The sequence below is a fragment of the Arthrobacter sp. 01T425 genome, assembly GCF_056398725.1.
The window spans coordinates 17,307-37,434 of sequence record NZ_JBFTPY010000003.1; the positions used below are offsets into that span (position 1 = coordinate 17,307).

The following is a 20,128-nucleotide window of genomic DNA, read 5'->3' on the forward strand; positions in this document are numbered from 1 at the left end:
TTATCCCTTGAACAGCCTCGTGGCCGGGAAAGAAAGACCCCGGCCACGAAGCTGAGAAGACGATGGTTGATGATGGCGTCAGGACAGCTGGTCTGCGCGCGCCTTACGCCCGTATTTGAAGTAGAAGAAGGCGTAGCAGGCACCAACAAAAGAGATTCCGAAATAGAGGGCTGCCACCTGATTCGGGTCAAAGGCGATGCCGATGAGCGATATTAGGCAGAGCGAAAAGGCCAGGATGGGCACCAGCGGGAACAGCGGGGCCTTGTAGGCAAGGGCGGCGACATCGCCGCCGTTCTTGACAAAGGATCTCCTGTGGAAGAAGTGCGAGGCGGTGATGGACATCCAGACCCCGACGACGGCGAAACCTGCCACTGAAACGAGAGCCAGGTAGACCGTTTCAGGCGCAACGACGCTGCTGATGAGCGACGCAAGGCCTCCGAGCATGCTGACTGAAAGCGCGATTAGGGGGATACCGCCCCGGGTCAGTTTCTTCAGCGCCCGGGGGGCGTGCCCCTCGTCGGCAAGGGAGTAGAGCATCCGTGCGCAGGAGAAGAGGCCGCTGTTTCCGGCGGAGAGGAGGGCGGTGATGATGACGAAGTTCATGATGTCGGCGGCAAAAGGAATGCCTATGGATGAGAAGACAGTCACGAACGGGCTTTCATCCAGGCCTACCTGATCAAAAGGGATGGTAGCTGCGATGACAGCGATTGCCCCGACGAAGAAGATCAGCAGGCGGATCACTGTGCTGCGCATCGCTTTGGGGATGCTGGTGGCGGGGTCAGCTGTTTCGCCCGCTGCCACACCGATGAGTTCCGAGCCGGAGAAGGCGTAGAACACTGCAAGTGCAGTGACGAGGACGCCGCTGAAACCGTTGGGGAAGAGGCCGCTGGAGGTGTTGAAATTCTCAAACATGAACGGGTGGCTGCCTCCCTCACTGAGCGGGTGGATGCCGAACAACGCCGCGCCACCAAGAACGATGAGGACCACGATGGCGCCGACTTTGACGATGGCAAACCAGAACTCGGACTCGCCGAAGAACTTCGAGGAAACTGCATTGAATCCGAAGAGGACCGAGGCGAAGATGACGCACCAGACCCAGACGTCAACATCCGGGAACCAGCGCTGCATGAGGAGACCGGAGGCAGTGAACTCCGATCCGATGGCCACTGCCCAGCAGAGCCAGTAGAGCCAGGCCGTGGCGAACCCTGTGGCTGGCCCGATCGACCTCGCCGCGTAAATGTGGAAGGCGCCTGAGACCGGATACGCGATGGCAAGCTCGCCGAGGCAGGCCATAACCAGGTACACAACGAAGGCGCCGATCAGATAGGCGATGACCGCGCCGAGCGGTCCGGCCTGGGAAATGGTGTAGCCCGAGCTCAGGAACAGCCCTGAGCCGATCACCCCGCCCATGGCGATCATGACCAGATGGCGTGCCCCCATGGACCGCCGGAGCCCGGAGTCGGTCGACGGGGGCAACGTGGGTTGTGTGTCTAGCTGGACAGGTGATGAGGGTTCCATGGTTTCTCCCCGGTGAGTGGATAGGTCTGATGCGAAAGATGCGCACATCGCCCCGGCTTGGGGGACAGGGCGCCTCGGGCTGTGCAGTGGCGGTAGTGATGAAAGTAACACGAAAACGGCCTTTGGGTCATTAAAAACATTTCAACATGCTTATGTTGCACCTAAGTTACTTCGAGGCGCTGCTGCCGAATCGGCGTACAGATGGTCAGTTCGCCCTGTTGTTCGGTCACAATGACATGCGCTGACGGACATGGAATGCGGTGAGCATTGGAGGACCGATGTATCTGACTTAAGGAGCACCATGACCACCTATGACATTGCGCTGATCGGCTTCGGCGGCGTCAACAGGACGCTGGCCGAACTGGTCGCAACACGCGGTGACTCACTTCGTTCCGAGCTGGGCTTCGGCCTGCGTGTCGTCGCCATCACCGACCTGCGTCTCGGTTCGCTGGTCCAGCCCGAGGGGATCGACCTCGGCATCGCACTCAATTTGGACGGTGGAAGCGAAACCTTCGCCGCCCATGGCGGGTCCGCGGACACCAATAACGAATCAGTTATCCGTGACTGCACCGCCGACATCATCTGCGAGGCCACGTTCACGAATCCCGACGACGGCGAGCCAGCAGTTTCGCACGTACGCTGGGCCCTCGAATCCGGCAAGAGCGTTTGTACGACGAACAAGGGCCCGGTTGCCCTCCGCGGCGCCGAACTGACCGCCCTGGCCGAACAGAACGGCGTGCACTTCGAATTCGAGGGTGCCGTCATGAGCGGCACTCCTGTCATCCGCCTGGCCAAGAAAATGTTCGCGGGGCTGAAGCTGAACGGGTTCGAAGGCATCCTCAACGGCACCAGCAACTATGTGCTCGGGCGGATGGAATCCGGACTGGACTTCGAAGAGGCCATCAGCGAGGCACAGGAACGCGGCTACGCCGAAGCCAATCCCGCAGCAGACATCGAGGGATACGACGTTCAGCTCAAGGTACTGATCCTCGCCAACGAGCTGCTCGACGCAGGCATCGAACTAAAGGATGTTCAGCGGGCGGGGATTTCGACAGTGACGCCGGAGAATATCCAGAAGGCAACCCGCGAGGGACGCCGCTGGAAGCTCGTCGGTTCAGCGCGGCAGAACCCGGACGGGTCAGTGACCGCAGGCGTCTCCCCCGTAGCGCTCCCCCTCGGCCATGGGCTGGCCGGCGTTTCCGGCGCAACCAATGCCGTGTCCTTCGACACCGACCTTCTGGGCCCGGTAACCGTCTCCGGACCGGGAGCCGGCCGTGTGGAGACCGCCTACGCCCTGCTTTCTGACATCATCGCAATGCACGCAGCCAGGACGGAAGTAGCCGCAAATGTCTGAATCAACGCTGTGCTCGACGGAAACGGCGCTGCCGCAGTTCCGCGACGTGATGAGCCCGTACGACGGCAGAGTGGTCGGCGCGGTTTCGCTGACCGAGGCCACCGCCGGCAAAGCCGTGATCGAAACGGCCCGCGTCGGCGCCCGGAAGGCACGGGCACTGTCCCGCAACGCCCGCGGGAAGATACTGGACGGCGCCGCAACGGAGATCGAGCAGCGCAGCGAGGAGTTCGCGCAAACGATTGTGTCCGAGGCCGGGAAAACGATCCGCCAGGCACGGAAGGAAGTGATGCGCGCGGTCAACACGCTCCGCCTCTCCGCTACCGAAGCGCGCCGGAACGCAGGCGAAGTCATACCCTTTGACTCGTACGAGGGCTCAGAGGACCGCACCGGCTGGTACTCGCGCGAACCACTGGGCATCATTGCCGCGATCACTCCTTTCAACGACCCCCTCAACCTGGTGGCACACAAGATCGGCCCGGCAATCGCCGGAGGAAACGCCGTGATCCTCAAACCCTCTGCATTGACTCCCCTGTCAGCCCAGCTGCTCACGGACGCCCTCGTGAGCTCCGGCCTCCCGCCGGAAGCCCTCACGATTGTTCACGGCGACCGGGACGTGGCCGAAGAAATCATTCGGTCCCGGGACGTACGAATGGTGTCCTTCACCGGGGGGTTCTCCACTGGGGAGAGTATCGCCCGCACCGCAGGCCTGAAGAAGCTTTCCATGGATCTCGGCGGAAACGCACCCGTGATCGTCCTGGACGATGCCCACATCGAGAAGGCCGTGGAATCCTGCGTCTCCGGAGCGTTTTGGGCTGCCGGCCAGAACTGCGTGGGGGTGCAGCGGATCCTCGTAGCCGCCCCAGTGTACGGCGCGTTCCGCCAGCGCTTCCTGGAGGCAACGGCGCGGTTGGTTGCCGGGGATCCAATGGATGAACAGACGGATGTCGGACCCATGATCAGCCCCACAGCATTGCAGGAGCTCCAGTCCAAACTGGACGTGGCCCTCGACGCCGGCGCCGTCCTGCTCTCAGGCAACGTCACGGACGGCAATGTGCTTCAGCCGACCGTCCTGGAAGCCGTCCCGGCGGACAGCAGCCTGTGGAGGGAGGAGGTTTTCGGCCCTGTGGTCATGCTTCGTAAATTCAACACCTTCGAAGAGGCCATCGACGTCGCCAATGCCATCGAGTTCAGTCTTCATGCGGGCATATTCACCGACTCCCTGGCCAGGGCCATGGATGCGGCCCGCCAGCTCGAAGCAGGCGGCGTCATGATCAATGATTCCTCTGATTACCGGTTCGACGGCATGCCATTCGGCGGGGCTAAGTACGGGAGCATGGGCAGGGAGGGCGTCCATTTCGCGTATGAGGAGATGACCCAGCCCAAAGTCATCTGCATCAAGAACTGATCGAACTGGAGGGGCGCGGCCGAGGGCCCGCGCCCCTCCAGTTCCTCCGGGCAGCCGGCACAAAACTGCGCACCACCCAAACTTCCACACGGAGGACAGAAAACCATGGCCACCCGCATCGAGACGGATTCGCTCGGGAGCGTTCCTTTTCCGGCCACAGCCTATTGGGGAGCACACACCGCCCGGGCCTTGGAGAACTTCACCATCAGCGGGATCACTTTCACTCCGTGGCGCGGGCACCTCCGGCGCCCCGCCTGATGAAACTGGAAAGCGTCATGGCCGTCACTGTGTCCGTGACTCCGGGAATAGCAGCGATCTGCTCCCAGATCTCCTGCACCCTCTCCAGCGACCGGGCCTCGAGCCTCACCAGAAGATCAAAGTCACCGCTCACGACATCGCACAGAACCACCTCGGGAATCGACCGCAACACGGAGATGACGTCCGCCCCCCGCACCCGGTCCTTCCTGTAAACCATCAGGAAGGCGGACACCAGGCCCTGGCCCGGAGGGCCGGCAACAATCGTGTACCCCTGGATATACCCTTGCCGTTCCATCCGCTCGATCCGCTGGCGCACAGCGTTCCTCGAAAGGAGGACTTTGGTCGCCAGCTCTGCATGGCTCATGCGAGCGTTCTTCGTAAGCTCCGCAAGAATCCTCTGATCAATCTGATCAAGACTCACTCGATCCATGCCTGCCCTTCACCGCAATAATCCCCCGGACCCAACCGGAACGGAAACAACTTCAAGACCGAAAGCCTCGAAAAATGACACTTCATCAAGCCCGGCCGTCTCTCACTGGCATTAGCTGCATCTTGTTCGACATGGACGGCACGCTCCTGGATTCAGCACCGGGCGTTACAACAAGTGCTGCACAGGCATTGGCAGCTGTGGGCGCGCCGGTCCCCAGCATGGACATACTGCGCCGATTCGTTGGTCCGCCCATGATCGAGTCCTTCAGAACAGTCTCACAACTGGACGAAAAGACGGCCCAAAAGGCCCTCCAACATTATCGCAAAGCGTACGCCGATCATGGCGCCGAACAGTCCAGCCCCTACGACGGGATCATCGATCTACTCGAACGCCTACATTCGGCCGGCATTCCGATGGCCGTAGCCACATCCAAGGTTGAAGATCAAGCAAAAAGACTGGCACGAATGTTCGGAATTGATTGCCACTTCATCACCGTATGCGGAGCGTCAGATAGCGAGGGAAGAGCGAGCAAGGCAGACGTCATCGCCGAATTGCTGCTTCGGCTCCATTCCACAGGCGTAGACATCTCCAGTCCCGCAATGGTCGGAGACCGAAGCTACGACGTCGCGGGAGCAGCTATACACGGAATCCCCACAATATTCGCACTCTGGGGATACGGGGAGGCCGAGGAAGCCTCGCAGGCCGCCGCCGTTGCTGCCTCCCCTGCGGCCCTTCTGCCACTGATCCTGGAGAACCGCCGGCGGTCAGCCGCGCAGCATCCCTCGTGCGATGAGTCCACGAATGCGACCAGCAGTCATCCACATTCCACTGTTTGACGAGCCGTCGAAGCCTGCGTTTAGGGTTCGCACGCATTCCTCCCCGACTGTGGAGCTCCCGCTCTGGCTGGGAGAGCGCAATCGTGCCCTAAATGGGGCCGGAGACTCTCAGGGATGGACGAACTCGAGCGGCGCTAATCGTGATGGTTGTATTCGAACCGTTCGATGATAATGCTGCCGCGGGTTGCCGCCAGTCCGACAACGCGGCCGGTGAACCCGCCGGCGACCTCTGTGGACAGATACCGGCCGTCCATCCGCGCGAGCGTCGTCAGCTCGCCGTGCTCTCGAAAGCCCAATGTGACTTCGTCCGGCCCAGTATTTATGCCCGGTTGGCCCGCCAAGGGTGAGTCGTTGCATGCGATTTCCAGCTGAAATGGTCCAGGGGCTGGGTCGATTTCCGCTGTCGCTACCACCTGCTGAAGGGGTCCGATCTGGGCCACGACCCGGATTTGGCGTCCGGAGGCTTCGATGCCATACCAATGGAAGTCGTCCATCCTCAGGAGGAACCTGACCGCCTCGTCACCCGAGAGAAGAACCGACGCGCGTGCACCCCAAACGTGTCCGAGGACCCTGGTTGCCAAGATGTGAACGCTGCCAGTCTGGCTCTGCCTGATAAGGAGACCTTCGGGGGTTTCGGCCGTAAACGAAGCGGGGTCCTGGCCGGGTGAAATCCACCGCGGGTGAAGGCTGTCTGAAGAGAAATCATCAATAAACGAAGACCCGACGACGGGAACCTGATAACGGTCCTCATCGAACCGCGGCCAACCCTGGTCCCAGGAGATACCCGCAACAAAAGTTTCTCGACCCAGGACGTGAAAGCCAGGAACAACGCCTCGGGGACGAACACCGAGGTAGACCGCGGCCCAATCACCATCGACCGTTTCGACCAGGTCCGCGTGGCCGACACTCTGGACGGGCGCCGCCATGCTGCGATGACTGAGGATGGGGTTGTTCGGATGCGGTTCGAAAGGACCTGCGGGACTGCTGCCACGGCTGACAGAGACGGCATGACCGCGTTCCGTGCCGCCTTCGGCCAAAACCAGATACCAGCAGCCGCCCGCCTCATACAGGTGCGGCCCCTCCGGGTAGGCCAGCCCTGTTCCCTGCCACACCTTCCTGGGAGATTCCAAGAGGCGGCCAGCGTCGGGATCCAGCCGCGCCTGGACGATACCGGACTCATTCTCGCCGGGGCCGAACCCCACCCAGGTGAGGTAACAACTTCCGTCGCTGTCCCACGCGATATCCGGGTCGATGCCCAGCGTTCCCGGTATCTGTACCGGGTCACTCCACGGGCCAGCAGCCTCCTTGGACCGCAACAGCAAATGACCGCCACCGAAGTCGCTCATGTTCGTGGTGACGAACCAGAATTCACCGTTGTGATGCCTGAGCGTTGAGCCGAAGATCCCGCCTGAAGGACGCCCGTCCCCAACAGCGAACTGGCTCCGCCGGGTGAGGATGTTCCCGATCTGATCCCAAGTTACGAGGTCCCGGCTGTGGAAGATCGGCGCTCCGGGGAAGTACTCAAAGCTCGACGTTGCCAGGAAATAGTCGAAGCCGACCCGACAGATTGTGGGGTCAGGGTGGAAACCCGGAATGACCGGTGTGATGGCTGCGGGAGATGCTACTTGCCGAACCTGCTCGACTGCAGTGTCAACCAATGGGGCTCCGTCCGTTGCTGGCATTGACTACCCGGTCTGCGGGAGTAGAGGAATTTCAACCCTAGGATGTCCCGCCTTGCAGTCCCACCTGGACTTTCACTGGTTGGAACACCTTCCCTGCCTCACACCCGCATCACAGCCGGGGACGCCACGTCATTCAGCGCTGCCGCTGCATGGTCCAGAGCGTTGCACCAATTGGCCACGATGCCTTCAAGGGACGCGACGGTACCTGCCCGGCTGCCTTTCGATCACATGGAAACGCCCCGGACCAGCGTGGTCCGGGGCGAAGCAGACGGAATGGAAGATGCCGTGGACGGGGCGATGCGTACCGGCCTGATGGTAGCCAGCCGAATCGGCGAGCAGCTTGCCAGAATGCGCGAACTGGAACAGCGCACCATCGCCGCAGCAGAGGAGGAGAACCCCCTATCCTTGCTGCGGTGGTCCACGTGCCCTAGCCTGTGCATTCAGGCCAACACGGGCATGGGTAACCCTGAGGGCGTGGCTGAAATTAGTGCGGTGCTGGCAGGACTGACGGCAGAAGAACTCGAGGAGATCACCGTCCTGGGGCCGAAGGGACATCTTGGCCGGCATCTGATCGCCGTCATCGACAGAGCTACCGGAGGCGCGGACGCCGGACGGGGGTTTTACGTGACGGACGGAACGGTCAACGGCAACGGTGGACAGTTCCACGTCCTCCACAGCGACCTGAGTGACCGCATCTTCCGAGTCGGGACAGGCCAAAGCTAAGCCGGCAACCCCTTGAGCTATCGTGTGCCATTACTGTCCATTTACTGAGGCCTGGCCTGATTGACCCCAAGCCTGCCAAACGGAACCGTGCAGGCAAACTTCATTTCCGGCGTGGCGCCGGCCTGAATGTCATTACCAGACTGTAATAATTCAATTTGTTTTACATATTGCTGCTGCAGTCGCGGTCCCATAGAGTCGGGCCATCAGCTGGTCGGGGCAGCGACGCTTCAGCCCAGCGATCATTGGGGGACTATTTCACTTCACTTCGCTGTGCGCCCTGATGTCAGCTAGCGGAGTACTGAAATTGGGGGATTCAATTGAAGAAGATTCTTGGTGCGACACTAGCTGGCATTCTCGTAACGGGGCTGATGACCCTTGCATCTCCGGCCCAGGCTGCCCCGGACACAGGGGGGGTGGTTAGTCCACAGGGGCTATGTGACAGCTCGACGGTCTACAAGACGGTCACGTCCAAGCAAAACTACTATCAGGCCATCGGCCCGGTGTACCACGCCATTAACGGGACGAGCTATGCGAACACTGTCACGTTTACGAATACCTTGTCTGGCACGATAGGAGCGACAGTGGGCGGTTATATTGAAGGCGGCGTGAGCGGTGGAATCGCGACTGCTAAGGCACAGGTGTCCGGCAGCATCACGGCCTCCGCTTCCTATACGACCTCAATGTCGGTCCAATACACCGTGCCGGCTTTGCGGACCGGCTACGCGCAAATCGGAACCAGCAAATGGAAGGTAAACATCCGCACTTGGAAATACAACACCAATTGCGTTAGTTCGACTATTGGGACGGGGACGCTGGATGCTCCCACCAGCATCGGGTGGAAGACTTGGAATGGCTGATAGATCAGCGGGGATGATGCTGGCCGGGGCCGGGCTTGCTGCAGTGTGCCTTGCCCTGGTGGGATGCGACGCCGTGCCGCCGCTGCCTCCCGGTACGGCCACAGCTACGGCAAGTCCGTCGAGCACGCCGCCCGAGTCAGTAACTTCTCCGACGACCGTGAACCACCACATTCCCAGCGGCGAAAAAGTGGTCGGATCGCTGGACAACCAGACTGCAACGATGAGCCTTGGTCAATTCAGCGTGGAATCGAAGTTCATCAAGGTATATCTGACGTGCTTTGGCCCGGGGGAAGTACTCATAAACGTCGATGGGGTAGGTAAGTTCCCGCTGCCCTGCAATCAAAACGATGTGGTTCCTTCGGAAAACCAATTCGAGGTCAGCCACCTCAAGTCCTATTCGGTAGGCATCGAATCGGCTGTGGGCCAGCGCTGGGCAGCGACCCTGGCCATACCAAAGGCGTAGCGTTGGGATCAGCCGTTGCGTGGAGGCGGCTGATCCCAAAGGCCGGTCGCCGCAGGGAGATACTCGGATCATGACGCGACTGGAGTTCTGGACGGACTACGGTCCGGGACCGCTATGGACCGATGAAGGCAAACCCGTCGATTTGACCTCGGGTCTCGGTGATTCTGCTCGTGGCCGCAGATCGGCTGCACTCAACTGATTCCAACGCCGATATCGGAGATTATGGCGAGCGGCCACTCAGAAGCGGCTACGACGGCAGGTTACGTGAACACTATCGATGAGCCTCGTCGGGCACTTGTGTCCCAGGCAGGGAATAATGCCGGGGCGCCGTGAAGCCGGCGGCTCGGTTTCTGGCCGGTTATTCTTGGCCGGGCGCCGGGACGGTCGCGGGTGTGTGCTCGATGACGAGTGTGCTCCGCTGGCTTCCTGCTGCTACCAGGCGGGCATTGCGTTCGTCATTGCCGGTTGCACGCCATTCGGCGATGGCGGGGTCCTTGTCGAACCTCAGGTGCCGGGCGGTGAGCCGGCGCAGGCGTTCGCCCTGTTCGAGTTCGACGAACCAGGTTTCATCCAGGAGGGATGCGACCTCGTTCCATGGGGCCTCGTCCAAGAGCAGGTAGTTGCCCTCGGTGATGATCAGGCGTGTTTCCGGCGGGACGGCGATGGCCCCGGCGATCGCGTCGTTGACTTCGCGGCGGAAGACCGGAGCGAAGATCTCCCGCGAGATATCTGAGCGCAGCCGGCGGAGCAACGCGACGAAGCCGGCACCGTCGAAGGTGTCCGGAGCGCCCTTGCGGTGCTCCAGCCCGCGGGCCACGAGCAGCGACTGCGCCAGGTGATATCCGTCCATGGGGACCAGGGCGACCTGCCGGGGATGGTCGGTGAGCAGGCGCTCCAGCAGCCATTCGGAGATGGTGGATTTTCCGGCCCCGGGCGCCCCGGCAATTCCGAGCAGGCACCGGCTTCGCCGCTGGAGCAGCGCTTCAGCCCGGGCGAGGAGCTGCTGCTGGCCTGATTCGTCCCAGCGCAGGTATGGAGGGGTGTTCATCGCTTCTCCTTTCCGGCTCTCGCCTGGACCAGGGCAGGAGGTCACCGGTGTTCTACGGCATCACGTTACATCGGCGTGGACAATGTCCACACAACCTTTGCCGGACAAACGCCCGCTCACCTCTCCCCGGCCAAGAAAAGGAACGAATCGAGGACCAGACAATCTCCCAGAAACATCCCTCAGGTCATGTCATCACCACAACTCCGGGAGATGAACAGGTACAAGGCCGACCACGTCCGGCACAAACAGCAAGGAACGAGGCCCGAGTGATCCCGAGTCGCAGCAAGTCAGGCCGTTCCAGGCGCTCCCGGCCATGAACGCGTAAGCAGCAACAGCGCTGTCCACGCCAAGACAAGGAGCCGCCAGACCAGCCGCCACCAACAAATATGGGCCCCTGCAGGGGCCCATAAAAGGAGATTTGTACACATTCAGAGGACTACAAGCCCCTGGACAGGGAAAACACGTGCCCGAGGTGGGACTCGAACCGCATTCCCACCCTGCAACCACTGGACTCCCCCGGAAAAGTAACGAATCCGAGCCAGTCCGGCACCATTCCGACCCGATCCGAAGCCCAAAGTGTGTACTTTGTACACACCCCAAATTGCCCAGCGCGGAGCATCGCAGCCATTAATGCGCTCACCGCTCTCCTCCGCGTCGTCGACCTCGGCGTCGACGCCCGTAAGCCCTTGACCGTCACACAGATCAACACCATCGCAGCTTGGAGGGAACGGGACGAGGAATTCGGAGGTCAAACCTGCCGCCGCGAAGCAACGCGGCTCGCGAAGTAGATCCTGAAAACCCTTGGCGTTCTAAGACGGCTTGGCACCATTCACGGATTTGAACTGGCCGCCCCCAAAGGTCAGTGGACTCATACTTGCACAACGCCAGGTAGAAGCATCCAAGACAGCCGGCTCCGTCTCACCACGAGACTGGGTCGGCTTTTCTCAGCTCCGGACGACAAAGGGCACCGCGACAACCTGCCCCGGACACAGGAGCGGCCGTCATCCCCTCTGTGGGTCTTAGACGCAAAGAGGAAATCTGCGGGTTCAGCCTGACTGAACTGGTGGTAACGCTGCCGCGGCGGGGAACGTTCATTGGTTCCGGAAAGCGCGGCAACAAAAGCACACCACGCACGGCCGCGCTATGCGGCGCGGCATCCGGCATTTTCGAGTGCCCGCACGCCCTCAGGTACGTCCGGGTGCAGCCCGAGTCCGGCCGGGCCGTCCATGACGTGGTCCACTGCCTCGTCCAGGTTCCTGTCCAAAGACACCCCGCGGAGGAGCCCGCCCAGGACCTCGGCGCCAATGTCGGCGAACCGGCCGCTGCCTCCGGCCGCGGCAAGGGCGAACCCGTCCCTGAGCAAGGTTGCGAACCAGAGCGCATCGAAGCTAACCGGGCGGGGCGCCGACGTCGGCGCGCCCGGTCCTATCGCAGGACCCGGGAATAGGGTCATCAGGTTCCGGGATCCCTTCGGCCGAGGGAGGGGCCCGGCTGGACCCGGGACCCTCCTGTGAACCCGTTCCTACATTCCGGGGATATCGAGGGCGTGGAACACCTGGATCGTCGCGCCGGGCATCATGAGGTGAGGGTGGCCATCCATCAGAGCCACGGCCTGCTCCACACTGTCCGCCTCCAGCAGCGAGTAGCCGCCCACGTTTGCGTTGGCTGCGGACACCCCTGCCGGGGTAATTTCCTGCCCGTTGCCCAAGGGAGCGCCCATGTCCGCCAGATGCTCACCGGTCCGGCCGGCCCAGTCCATCCAGAGCTTCATTCCTTCAGCCGCAGCCGCAGGATCGTTGTTCTCCATGGTGGCCTCGGCCGACTGCGGAGCATTGTAGAGAACGACAAACTTAGCCATGCTTCCTCCTTGAATCCGGCACCACATCTCGGGCACCAACCACCCGGAACACTACGGCCTGAAGCCATTCTCCGGAAGTGGCCGGGGCTGGCAATAACCTGATGTCGGCACACTCGGCGGGACGCGGCTCGCTCCGCCGCAGCCAGGCACCGGCGGGAATGGGGAGCACCGGTTAACGGTGGGTCCGCGGCATCATTTTTCCGCATACCGTAAGGATTCCGGGGCGAATCGGCGCTGCCGAATCCGTAGCCTTGAAGCATGTTTGAAATGACCGCCTGCATGGTTGACGTCGTGTTGCCGTGCCTGGACGAGCGGGGCGCCCTACCGTGGGTTCTGTCCCGTCTGCCGCACGGGTACCGGGCCATCGTCGTGGACAACGGTTCGGTGGACGGTTCCGCTGAGTTCGCGGAGAGCATGGGTGCGACCGTGGTCCGGGAGGACCGGCGCGGGTTCGGGGCGGCCGCCCATGCCGGGCTGCTCGCGGCAACGGCGGAATTCGTGGCCTTCTGTGACTGCGACGGCTCCCTGGATCCGGCCCAGCTTCCGGCGCTCCTCACCCCCATCATGGACGGAAACGCGGATCTGGTGCTGGGCAGCCGCCGGCCGCAGCCCGGCTCGTGGCCCCTGCACGCCCGCATCGCCAACCGTGTCCTGGCATCGCGGATCCGGCGCATGACCGGGGAACACGTGACGGATCTTGGACCGATGCGGGCCGCACGCCGCGAAGGGCTGCTCTCCCTGGCCTTGAAGGACCGCCGAAGCGGCTACCCCCTGGAGATGCTCCTCAAGGCCAGCCTGCACAGTTGGCGGATCGTGGAGTTCCCAGTGCGGTATTCCCCGCGCACCGGCAAATCGAAAGTCACCGGCACCCTACGCGGAACGATTACGGCGGTCCGGGACATGTCGGCCCAGCTCAGGGCGGCCGCCGCTGAGCTGCCGCCGGGACCGGCCCGGATGACCGGCCACCGCGAAGAACCCCTATGAGGGCAACATGGACCTGACAGTGGCCGTCATCGCCAAAGAGTGCCTGCCGGGACGGGTCAAGACCCGGCTCAGTCCCCCGCTGACGCCCGAACAAGCTGCAGCCCTGGCCCAGCTGAGCCTCAGCCGCACCCTCTATTCGGTGCGTAGCCTCCCGGCCCGACGCCGGCTGCTCGTGATGGACGGGGCACCCACCGCGCGGGACGCCACCAAATTCACTCTTGTCCAGCAAGTATCCGGAGGCCTGGATGAGCGCCTGGCCGCCATCTGTGACGCAACCAGCGGCCCCCTGCTCATTATTGGCATGGACACCCCGCAATTCTCCCGCCGCCATGTAGAGCCGCTGCTCCATGACTGGTCCACCTCGCAGCCCAGCCACGATGCCTGGATGGGCCCGGCAACGGATGGCGGCTTTTGGTCGCTGGCGCTGCGCCAGCCGGACGGAGCCCTGATCAGGGGCGTTCCCATGTCCACGACGACAACCGGGGCCCGGCAGCTCGCCCGGCTCACCGCGGCCGGCCTCAACGTCGGAATGCTCCCCGAACTGCGGGACATGGACCACTTCAGTGACGCCCAGCAGATCGCGGCGGAGATTCCGGGCAGCGCGTTCGCCAAGGCGGTGGCCAAAACCGTCGCCTGCGTGTCGGGCGTGCGGCAAAAAACAGAAGCACCCCGGTGATGACCGCCACCGCGGCACCTGCCGCCTACTTCGGCCAAGGCGAACGTGAGCCATTCGCCCTTGCCCTGCTGACCGGCTCCGGGGCCTTGACCCTCCGTCCGGAAAGTGCGCACTATCCCGCGGAGCCGGTGGAGTTCGACGTCCGTAACTGGTGCGAGGACGCCGACGCCACAGAGAGGTCTCTCCTGCAAAGCCTTCTGGGGCCGGTCCTGGACGTCGGTTGCGGGCCGGGACGACTTCTGGCTGCTGCCCAGCTGCTCGGATTGGCAGCCCTGGGCATCGATGCCAGCGCCGAGGCGGTCCGGCAGGCGCGCAACCGTGGTGCCCGCGCCCTCGAACAGTCAATTTTCGCCCCTGTACCGCAGCCGGGCCATTGGCAGTCCGTCATCCTGCTCGACGGCAACATTGGAATCGGGGGAAGCGTCACGGCCCTGCTGGGCCGCTGCCGGCAGCTCATCGCCCCTTCCGGGACACTGCTGGTGGAAGTAGACGCCGACGAAAACATCGACACGGCCTACTCCGCTTTTCTCGAAGACAGGCACGGGAACCGAAGCGAGGCGTTCGCCTGGGCGCGGATCGGCACGAACGGTCTGGCGTCGCGGGCGCCGGCCGCCGGCTGGTCTGTAGCCGCCATCCAGCGCCTTCAGGGCCGCGTCTTTTGCCGACTCTCGCCCCGCCGCATGCCGGTCCGCTCTATCCCATAAACGAGTACGGCAACCACCGCTGCCAGCACCGCCCAGAACCAGAGCAGATTGGTGGCATAGTCGCCTTCCAGGGCGCTGGTATTGCGGGCCACGGACTGGGCCTTCAACAAGATCCCGGCAATCACGGTCACCACGGCCCCCGTCATGAGCCCGCCACGCAGAACCGCGCCCGACGCTGGGCGGAGCCCGGATCCCAGCCGGGTCAGACCCCCGCCGGCAAGGGTGGAGGCCGGCACGATGACGCCGTCGTGCAGTAGCACGGCCACCGCCATCCACACCAGAAGCCCGAGCAGCTGGGGCGGGCCGAGTTGGGTCGGCAAACCCAAGAGCCCGTACCCGAGCAGCGACACACCCGCAATTCCCAGGACGATCCTCCAGATGCTCGCAGCTCGTCCCGCCCCGGCGGGTTTGCCGGCGCCAGCCGGCATCACGGGTCTCACAGGACCTCCACAGTGTGCAGCCACTTTGTTTGGAGGACGCCGGGGCGTCCGGGGGCGATGATGCGCGCCGGATACCCGTGGTCCAGATCGAGCGTCTGTCCGTTCAGTTCCAGGGCCACCAAGGTCCGTTCGTCCTGTGCGTACGCGGCTGGCATGTCCATCGTGCGGTAGGCGCCCTCGGGTTCGAGGCTTGTGACCCGGAGCGAGGACGACGGCGACGCGCCGACAGCGGCCACCAGGTCCCGGATCCGCACACCCCGCCAGGTGGCCGTCTGGCTCCAGCCCTCAACGCAAGCGATGGGAAGTTCGTGCTCATACTGGGGCAGGGCCTGGAGCTCCGCGAGGGTCAGGATGCGACGGGTGTCCTGATGGCTCACGGTGAGCGCCCAGTCCTTTGCCCCGGCCAGGTCGGCGACCTTGGCGTCGGCGGCGGTGCGGTTCACCGGGACGGCTTGTGGGCCGGTTCCCATCTTCCGCGGTGCAAAAAGGTTCAGCGGGTCCAGCCAGGAAAAGGACTGCCCGGCCGTCGTGAGCACGACGGCGCCCGTGGTAACGCCGACGGCGGCCAGAAAGGCCCGCCGGGACCAGCGACCCGGCATCGGAGGCGCCGCGCCGTCGTCAATCACCGGAGCTGTGGAACCGGCGCCGGCAGCCACTTGGGGCCGGGTGCCCGAACGGGAACGCCAATGCTCCATGATCAATGGAAGTTTCACGGCAATATGGAGCAGCAGCGACCCCCAGATCACCCAGGCCAACCAGAAGTGTGTCTGACGGAAGGGGAAAGGCCACGGGTACCACTTGTAGGTGTTGATCAGGCCCGTGGTCAGCTGCAGGAGCGAGGAAGCGATGAACAAGGCAATGGATGCCCGCTCCAAGGCGTGCGTCACGGATTTGACCGGCGGCCACTTCAGCAGCTCCGGATAGACCGACCACAATTTGGCCAGCAGCAACGGAATGGCGGCGATGCCCGTGGTCACATGGATTCCCTGAGTCAGCTGATAGATCCAGACGGGGCTGGTTGGGAAGAACATCCACGACGGCGGCTCCTGCAGCCCGTGACTGAAGAGCCCGGTCAGAAAGCAAATGGTGAAGCTGAGCCCGAGCCAGCGCCCCAAGACCACCGTGAGCCGGGTGCTGCGCGTCGGTGAAGCGAACCGTGCGGCCAAAGCGTTGGTTAGCTTTTCCATAGTTCGATCACACCACCAATTCAGTCCCCCGGACCTTACGATTCGCTGAAATCCTTGGCCCGTCTGCAGCGCGGGCACCGGACATGGGGCAGGATCGGAGAGTGGGCGTCACTGCAACAGAATCCAGCCGGACAAGCGGAACCAGGATCAAGGTCCTCGTGCTCCTTCCGCTTGTGTTCCTCACAAGTGCTGCCCTGCTGTGGTGGATGGTGGTCCCCGGAAACCCGCTCGAAACGGCGCAGATCATCGCCACCTGCCTGTCATGGCTGTCCCTCATCGCGGCCGTCAGCCTGCTACGGCACGTGCCACGGCGTCATGTGGGGGCCGTCATCATCACGGGAACGGTCCTGCTCGGACTCGTTGCCGTGAGCGCCCCGCCCCGAACCAGCAACGATTCGGCCCGGTATGCGTGGGACGGCATCGTTCAAAAAGCCGGAATCTCCCCCTACTCGTATGTGCCCATCGATGAAACGCTCAGCAGGCTTCGCCCCGGCTGGCTGTTCGCCCCCGGTTCCACAGGCCCCGACGGCAAGCCCGCGTGTGCCCGAGACCTGTTCGGAACGGAATCCGTCGCCGCATCCGGTTATCCTTCCGGGGACCCTCTGTGCACGGCAATCAACCGCCCGCACGTGCCCACGATCTACCCGCCCACAGCCGAACTGTACTTTCTGGGCGTGCGCGCCACGGTCCCGGACACGGCCGGTTTCATGGCTTTCCAGGTTGCCGGCCTGCTCCTCAGCCTGGCGGTTTCCCTGATGCTGCTCCGCGCACTGGCCAGCCGCGGTTTGCCCCCGTACCTGGCCGTCGTGTGGGCGTGGAGCCCCTTTGTCCAGCTGGAAGCGGCCAACAACGCCCACGTCGACGTCCTGGCCGGAGCCCTGATTCTTGCCGCCGGGATGCTGCTCCTGGGCGGCAAGCCGGTCCGCTCCGGCGCCGCCTTCGGGGCCGCCGTCGCAACGAAACTCATACCGATCATTGCGGCCCCCGCGCTGCTATGGCGGCGCCCGGCCCGGTTCATCACCGCAGCCTTGGCCACGTTCGTGCTGCTCTACCTGCCCTACGTGGCGATCGCCGGGGCCGGCGTCCTGGGCTTCCTGCCCGGCTACCTCAAAGAAGAGAACTACAGCCAGAGCGGCGGCATCCGCTTCGGACTGGCACAGCTCGTCTCTGCCGGCCCCTGGCCGCCGGTGCTCAGCGCGGCGGCCCTAGCCGTCGTCGCCCTCTGCGTGCTGCGGCGCACCCAGGCGGCGAATGTCTGGGAACAGCAGACCGTCATGATCGGGCTCACATTGCTGATTGTCAGCCCAAATTACCCCTGGTACGGGCTCATGCTGCTGCCGTTCATCGTGCTGAGCCGGCGCTGGGAGTACGTGGGGGTGATCCTCGCCCTGGACATCATCTATATGGTCCCCTCCGGACCCTGGAGCGAGCCACTCAACCAGGGCGCCCTGCTCCTGGCGGCCGCGGCCATCGCCGGAGGCACCTGGCTGCGGCGCCGCGACGGGCTGCGGCTGGCTGCCCTTTCCGGACTCACGACCGGGGCGCCGGACCCGGCGGCCCTGTGACCGGAACAGACCCGTCATGGACAAACACCGACGAATGGCAGGATTACATCATGGACACACCACTTCCCGGGCCGGCCCAGGCACGCATCGGCATCATTGGCGGTTCGGGAACGTACCGGCTTACCGGGGCAACTGTGCGCGCGACCGTCGACGTCGCGACCCCTTACGGGCCGCCGTCCGGTCCGGTGACACTGACCGACATGGGCGGACGAACCGTAGCGTTCCTCCCCCGTCATGGCGGCGAACACTCGCTTCCGCCCCAGAAAATCAACTACCGGGCCAACCTCTGGGCGCTCAAGAGCCTCGGGGTCGAGGCAGTGATTTCCTCCTCTGCGGTGGGCGGGCTGCGGAAAGGCTTCGGTCCCGAGACCTTCGTCGTGACCGACCAACTCATCGATCGCACCTGGGGACGCGCCGATACCTTTTTCGACGGCACCGTCGCCGACGGCGTCACCCCGGCGGGTGTCCAGCATCTGCCCGCCTCGGAACCGTTTTGCCCGACACTGCGGTCGCACCTGGAGGCAGCTCTTGCGTCACGGGGCCTCCCCTACGCCCCGTACGGCACCGTGGTGGTGATCAACGGACCGCGGTTCTCAACGAAGGCCGAGTCGCAGTGGTACGTCACCGGCGGTGCCGACATCATCAGCATGACCCAGTACCCCGAGCCCGTGCTGGCCGCGGAATTGAACATGGGCTTCGCGAACCTGGCCTTCATCACAGACTCTGACACCGGCCACGACGGCTCGGAACCGGTCACCGCCGGGGCCGTCTTTGCACGGTTGAAGAAAGCCCAGCACAGCGTCCTGGCCGTGCTGGAGGCCACGATCGCGGCGATCCCCGAGGACTACGCACCGCGCCCGCTGATGGATCGGACCGCCGTCGCCCGGATCATGGCACTCCCGGTCACACACGAGTCCGTGCCCGCACAGTGAGGCTCCTCGTCACCGGCGGTGCCGGATTCATCGGTTCGCACATCGTCGACGCCGCCCTCGCCAAGGGATGGTCCGTACGCGTCCTGGACTCACTGGACCCGGGCCTCCATCCGGGGCCGCCGGCCCTTGATTCGAGGGTGGAGCTGCTGACCGGCGATCTCACGGACCCGGACACGGCACAGCGTGCCCTCGAGGGGATCGACGCCGTCTGCCACCAGGCCGCGAAGGTCGGCCTCGGCGTCAGCTTCGCTGACGCGCCGGACTACGTCCGGAACAACGACTACGCCACCGCTGTCCTGCTCGCCGCCATGGAAGACCAGGGCATTCTCGGGCTGGTCCTGGCCTCCTCGATGGTGGTCTACGGTGAGGGTGCTTACATCGATTCCGAAACCGGCCTCGCGGTCAGACCGGGACCGCGCGCCGAGGCCGACCTGCGCGCCGGCATCTACGACCCCCGGAACCCTGCGTCCGGCGCGATCCTTATTCCCTCCATGGTCAGCGAGGACGCGCCCCTGGATCCGCGGAACGTCTACGCGGCATCAAAAGTCAGCCAGGAGCATCTCGCCGCCGCGTGGGCACGCAACGCCGGCGGGGCGGCGATCGCCCTGCGCTACCACAACGTCTATGGTCCCCGGATGCCGCGCGACACACCCTACGCCGGTGTCGCCTCGCTGTTCCGCTCGGCCCTGGCCCGCAGTGAGGCGCCCCAGGTCTTCGAAGATGGCGCCCAGCGGCGCAGCTTCGTTCATGTCAGGGACGTGGCCGCCGCGAACATCACCGCCGCCCTGGCGCTGTCCGCGGGCGGCCTTGCCGCATTCCGGGCCTACAACGTCGGCGCCTCCGAGGTGCACACCATCGGCGATGTTGCCGCGGCTCTTAGTAATTTCAGTGCCGGACCTGCCCCGATCGTGACCGGCGAATACAGGCTGGGGGACGTCCGCCACATCACCGCGTCCTCGGAGCTGATCAAGGCCGAACTGGGCTGGGAACCGACCGTACGCTTTGACGAAGGCATGCGTCAATTCGCCACAGCTCCCCTGCGCGGCGAGCCAGGCTGACAAGCGCCTGTCCCGACGGTCCCATATGCCGGCATCCTATCGCGACATCCTCCGCTCGCTCCCCCGCCGCGAGAAATCCCTTACGAGTAAACCCTCCCACAGGTCCCTGGCGGGCCGGCTGCCATGACCCCGAGCCAGTTCCCGGCAGTG

General features: G+C 63.9%; 20 protein-coding genes and 2 pseudogenes. 14 read left to right on the top strand and 8 right to left on the bottom strand.

Annotated elements, in window-relative coordinates:
- Positions 1–78 precede the first annotated feature (78 nt).
- Positions 79–1,518 (bottom strand): amino acid permease, encoded by a 1,440-nt coding sequence (locus tag AC1DNG_RS05315; RefSeq protein ID WP_476850812.1) that lies wholly within the window; start codon positions 1,516–1,518, stop codon positions 79–81.
- A gap of 301 nt (positions 1,519–1,819) precedes the next feature.
- On the opposite strand from AC1DNG_RS05315, the gene AC1DNG_RS05320 reads away from it, so the two are divergent.
- The 3 genes and pseudogenes from AC1DNG_RS05320 to AC1DNG_RS05330 all read left to right on the top strand — a co-directional run.
- Positions 1,820–2,872, top strand: a complete 1,053-nt coding sequence (locus tag AC1DNG_RS05320) for a homoserine dehydrogenase (RefSeq protein ID WP_476858246.1) — start codon at positions 1,820–1,822, stop codon at positions 2,870–2,872.
- Positions 2,865–4,277 (top strand): aldehyde dehydrogenase family protein, encoded by a 1,413-nt coding sequence (locus AC1DNG_RS05325; RefSeq protein WP_476858247.1) that lies wholly within the window; start codon positions 2,865–2,867, stop codon positions 4,275–4,277. Before AC1DNG_RS05320 ends, AC1DNG_RS05325 begins: the two co-directional genes overlap by 8 nt.
- A gap of 105 nt (positions 4,278–4,382) precedes the next feature.
- Positions 4,383–4,487: pseudogene (locus AC1DNG_RS05330) on the top strand (lyase family protein); the annotation flags it as partial.
- A gap of 10 nt (positions 4,488–4,497) precedes the next feature.
- Here the strand turns inward: AC1DNG_RS05330 and AC1DNG_RS05335 are convergent.
- Entirely contained in the window at positions 4,498–4,965 is a 468-nt protein-coding gene (locus tag AC1DNG_RS05335; RefSeq protein ID WP_476858248.1) for an Lrp/AsnC family transcriptional regulator, read from the bottom strand.
- 74 nt (positions 4,966–5,039) lie between these two features.
- Between AC1DNG_RS05335 and AC1DNG_RS05340 the strand changes: the two genes are divergently transcribed.
- Positions 5,040–5,801 (top strand): HAD hydrolase-like protein, encoded by a 762-nt coding sequence (locus AC1DNG_RS05340; RefSeq protein ID WP_476858249.1) that lies wholly within the window; start codon positions 5,040–5,042, stop codon positions 5,799–5,801.
- A gap of 134 nt (positions 5,802–5,935) precedes the next feature.
- Here the strand turns inward: AC1DNG_RS05340 and AC1DNG_RS05345 are convergent, their stop codons facing one another.
- On the bottom strand, positions 5,936–7,459 hold the full coding sequence (locus AC1DNG_RS05345; RefSeq protein ID WP_476858250.1) for a glycoside hydrolase family 43 protein: 1,524 nt from the start codon (positions 7,457–7,459) through the stop codon (positions 5,936–5,938).
- 297 nt (positions 7,460–7,756) lie between these two features.
- Here AC1DNG_RS05345 and AC1DNG_RS05350 point away from each other — a divergent pair, with 297 nt between their 5' ends.
- From AC1DNG_RS05350 to AC1DNG_RS05360, 3 genes are all read left to right on the top strand, one after another.
- Complete coding sequence (locus tag AC1DNG_RS05350; protein WP_476858251.1) at positions 7,757–8,206, top strand: hypothetical protein; 450 nt, start codon at positions 7,757–7,759, stop codon at positions 8,204–8,206.
- 317 nt (positions 8,207–8,523) lie between these two features.
- The gene (locus AC1DNG_RS05355) at positions 8,524–9,063 is read left to right on the top strand and encodes a hypothetical protein (RefSeq protein ID WP_476858252.1); all 540 of its coding nucleotides are present in this window, start codon (positions 8,524–8,526) and stop codon (positions 9,061–9,063) included.
- Positions 9,056–9,526 carry a hypothetical protein gene (locus AC1DNG_RS05360; RefSeq protein WP_476858253.1) on the top strand — a complete coding sequence of 157 codons (471 nt, stop codon included), beginning with the start codon at positions 9,056–9,058 and terminating at the stop codon, positions 9,524–9,526. The genes AC1DNG_RS05355 and AC1DNG_RS05360 overlap by 8 nt, the downstream gene beginning before the upstream one ends.
- Before the next feature lie 358 nt (positions 9,527–9,884).
- Here the strand turns inward: AC1DNG_RS05360 and AC1DNG_RS05365 are convergent, their stop codons facing one another.
- Positions 9,885–10,574 carry a nucleoside/nucleotide kinase family protein gene (locus tag AC1DNG_RS05365; RefSeq protein WP_476886807.1) on the bottom strand — a complete coding sequence of 230 codons (690 nt, stop codon included), beginning with the start codon at positions 10,572–10,574 and terminating at the stop codon, positions 9,885–9,887.
- Positions 10,575–11,200: 626 nt separating this feature from the next.
- Between AC1DNG_RS05365 and AC1DNG_RS05370 the strand changes: the two are divergent.
- Positions 11,201–11,359: pseudogene (locus AC1DNG_RS05370) on the top strand (IS110 family transposase); the annotation flags it as partial.
- 356 nt (positions 11,360–11,715) lie between these two features.
- On the opposite strand, the gene AC1DNG_RS05375 reads toward AC1DNG_RS05370, so the two are convergent.
- Together AC1DNG_RS05375 and AC1DNG_RS05380 are read right to left on the bottom strand one after the other, a co-directional pair.
- Positions 11,716–12,027, bottom strand: a complete 312-nt coding sequence (locus AC1DNG_RS05375; protein WP_476858183.1) for an HAD family hydrolase — start codon at positions 12,025–12,027, stop codon at positions 11,716–11,718.
- Positions 12,028–12,096: 69 nt separating this feature from the next.
- Positions 12,097–12,432: a YciI family protein gene (locus tag AC1DNG_RS05380; protein ID WP_476858182.1), complete on the bottom strand. Its 336-nt coding sequence runs from the start codon at positions 12,430–12,432 to the stop codon at positions 12,097–12,099.
- Between the two features lie 258 nt (positions 12,433–12,690).
- Here AC1DNG_RS05380 and AC1DNG_RS05385 point away from each other — a divergent pair, with 258 nt between their 5' ends.
- From AC1DNG_RS05385 to AC1DNG_RS05395, 3 genes are read left to right on the top strand one after another with little or no spacing between them, the layout of a single operon-like run.
- Entirely contained in the window at positions 12,691–13,416 is a 726-nt protein-coding gene (locus AC1DNG_RS05385; RefSeq protein WP_476886808.1) for a glycosyltransferase family 2 protein, read from the top strand.
- 7 nt (positions 13,417–13,423) lie between these two features.
- On the top strand, positions 13,424–14,092 hold the full coding sequence (locus AC1DNG_RS05390) for a TIGR04282 family arsenosugar biosynthesis glycosyltransferase (protein WP_476850825.1): 669 nt from the start codon (positions 13,424–13,426) through the stop codon (positions 14,090–14,092).
- Positions 14,092–14,796: a methyltransferase domain-containing protein gene (locus AC1DNG_RS05395; protein WP_476850826.1), complete on the top strand. Its 705-nt coding sequence runs from the start codon at positions 14,092–14,094 to the stop codon at positions 14,794–14,796. Before AC1DNG_RS05390 ends, AC1DNG_RS05395 begins: the two co-directional genes overlap by 1 nt.
- On the opposite strand, the gene AC1DNG_RS05400 is transcribed toward AC1DNG_RS05395, so the two are convergent.
- Positions 14,736–15,236 carry a hypothetical protein gene (locus tag AC1DNG_RS05400; protein WP_476886809.1) on the bottom strand — a complete coding sequence of 167 codons (501 nt, stop codon included), beginning with the start codon at positions 15,234–15,236 and terminating at the stop codon, positions 14,736–14,738. The two genes, AC1DNG_RS05395 and AC1DNG_RS05400, sit on opposite strands and share 61 nt — an antisense overlap.
- Positions 15,233–16,423, bottom strand: a complete 1,191-nt coding sequence (locus AC1DNG_RS05405; protein ID WP_476886810.1) for a molybdopterin-dependent oxidoreductase — start codon at positions 16,421–16,423, stop codon at positions 15,233–15,235. The genes AC1DNG_RS05400 and AC1DNG_RS05405 overlap by 4 nt, the downstream gene beginning before the upstream one ends.
- Positions 16,424–16,524: 101 nt before the next feature.
- On the opposite strand from AC1DNG_RS05405, the gene AC1DNG_RS05410 reads away from it, so the two are divergent.
- The 3 genes from AC1DNG_RS05410 to AC1DNG_RS05420 are packed head-to-tail and all read left to right on the top strand — an operon-like array spanning position 16,525 to position 19,978.
- Positions 16,525–17,988 (top strand): glycosyltransferase family 87 protein, encoded by a 1,464-nt coding sequence (locus tag AC1DNG_RS05410; protein WP_476886811.1) that lies wholly within the window; start codon positions 16,525–16,527, stop codon positions 17,986–17,988.
- 50 nt (positions 17,989–18,038) lie between these two features.
- Positions 18,039–18,920, top strand: a complete 882-nt coding sequence (locus AC1DNG_RS05415) for an MTAP family purine nucleoside phosphorylase (protein WP_476886812.1) — start codon at positions 18,039–18,041, stop codon at positions 18,918–18,920.
- Entirely contained in the window at positions 18,917–19,978 is a 1,062-nt protein-coding gene (locus AC1DNG_RS05420; protein ID WP_476886813.1) for an NAD-dependent epimerase/dehydratase family protein, read from the top strand. Before AC1DNG_RS05415 ends, AC1DNG_RS05420 begins: the two co-directional genes overlap by 4 nt.
- Positions 19,979–20,128 lie beyond the last annotated feature (150 nt).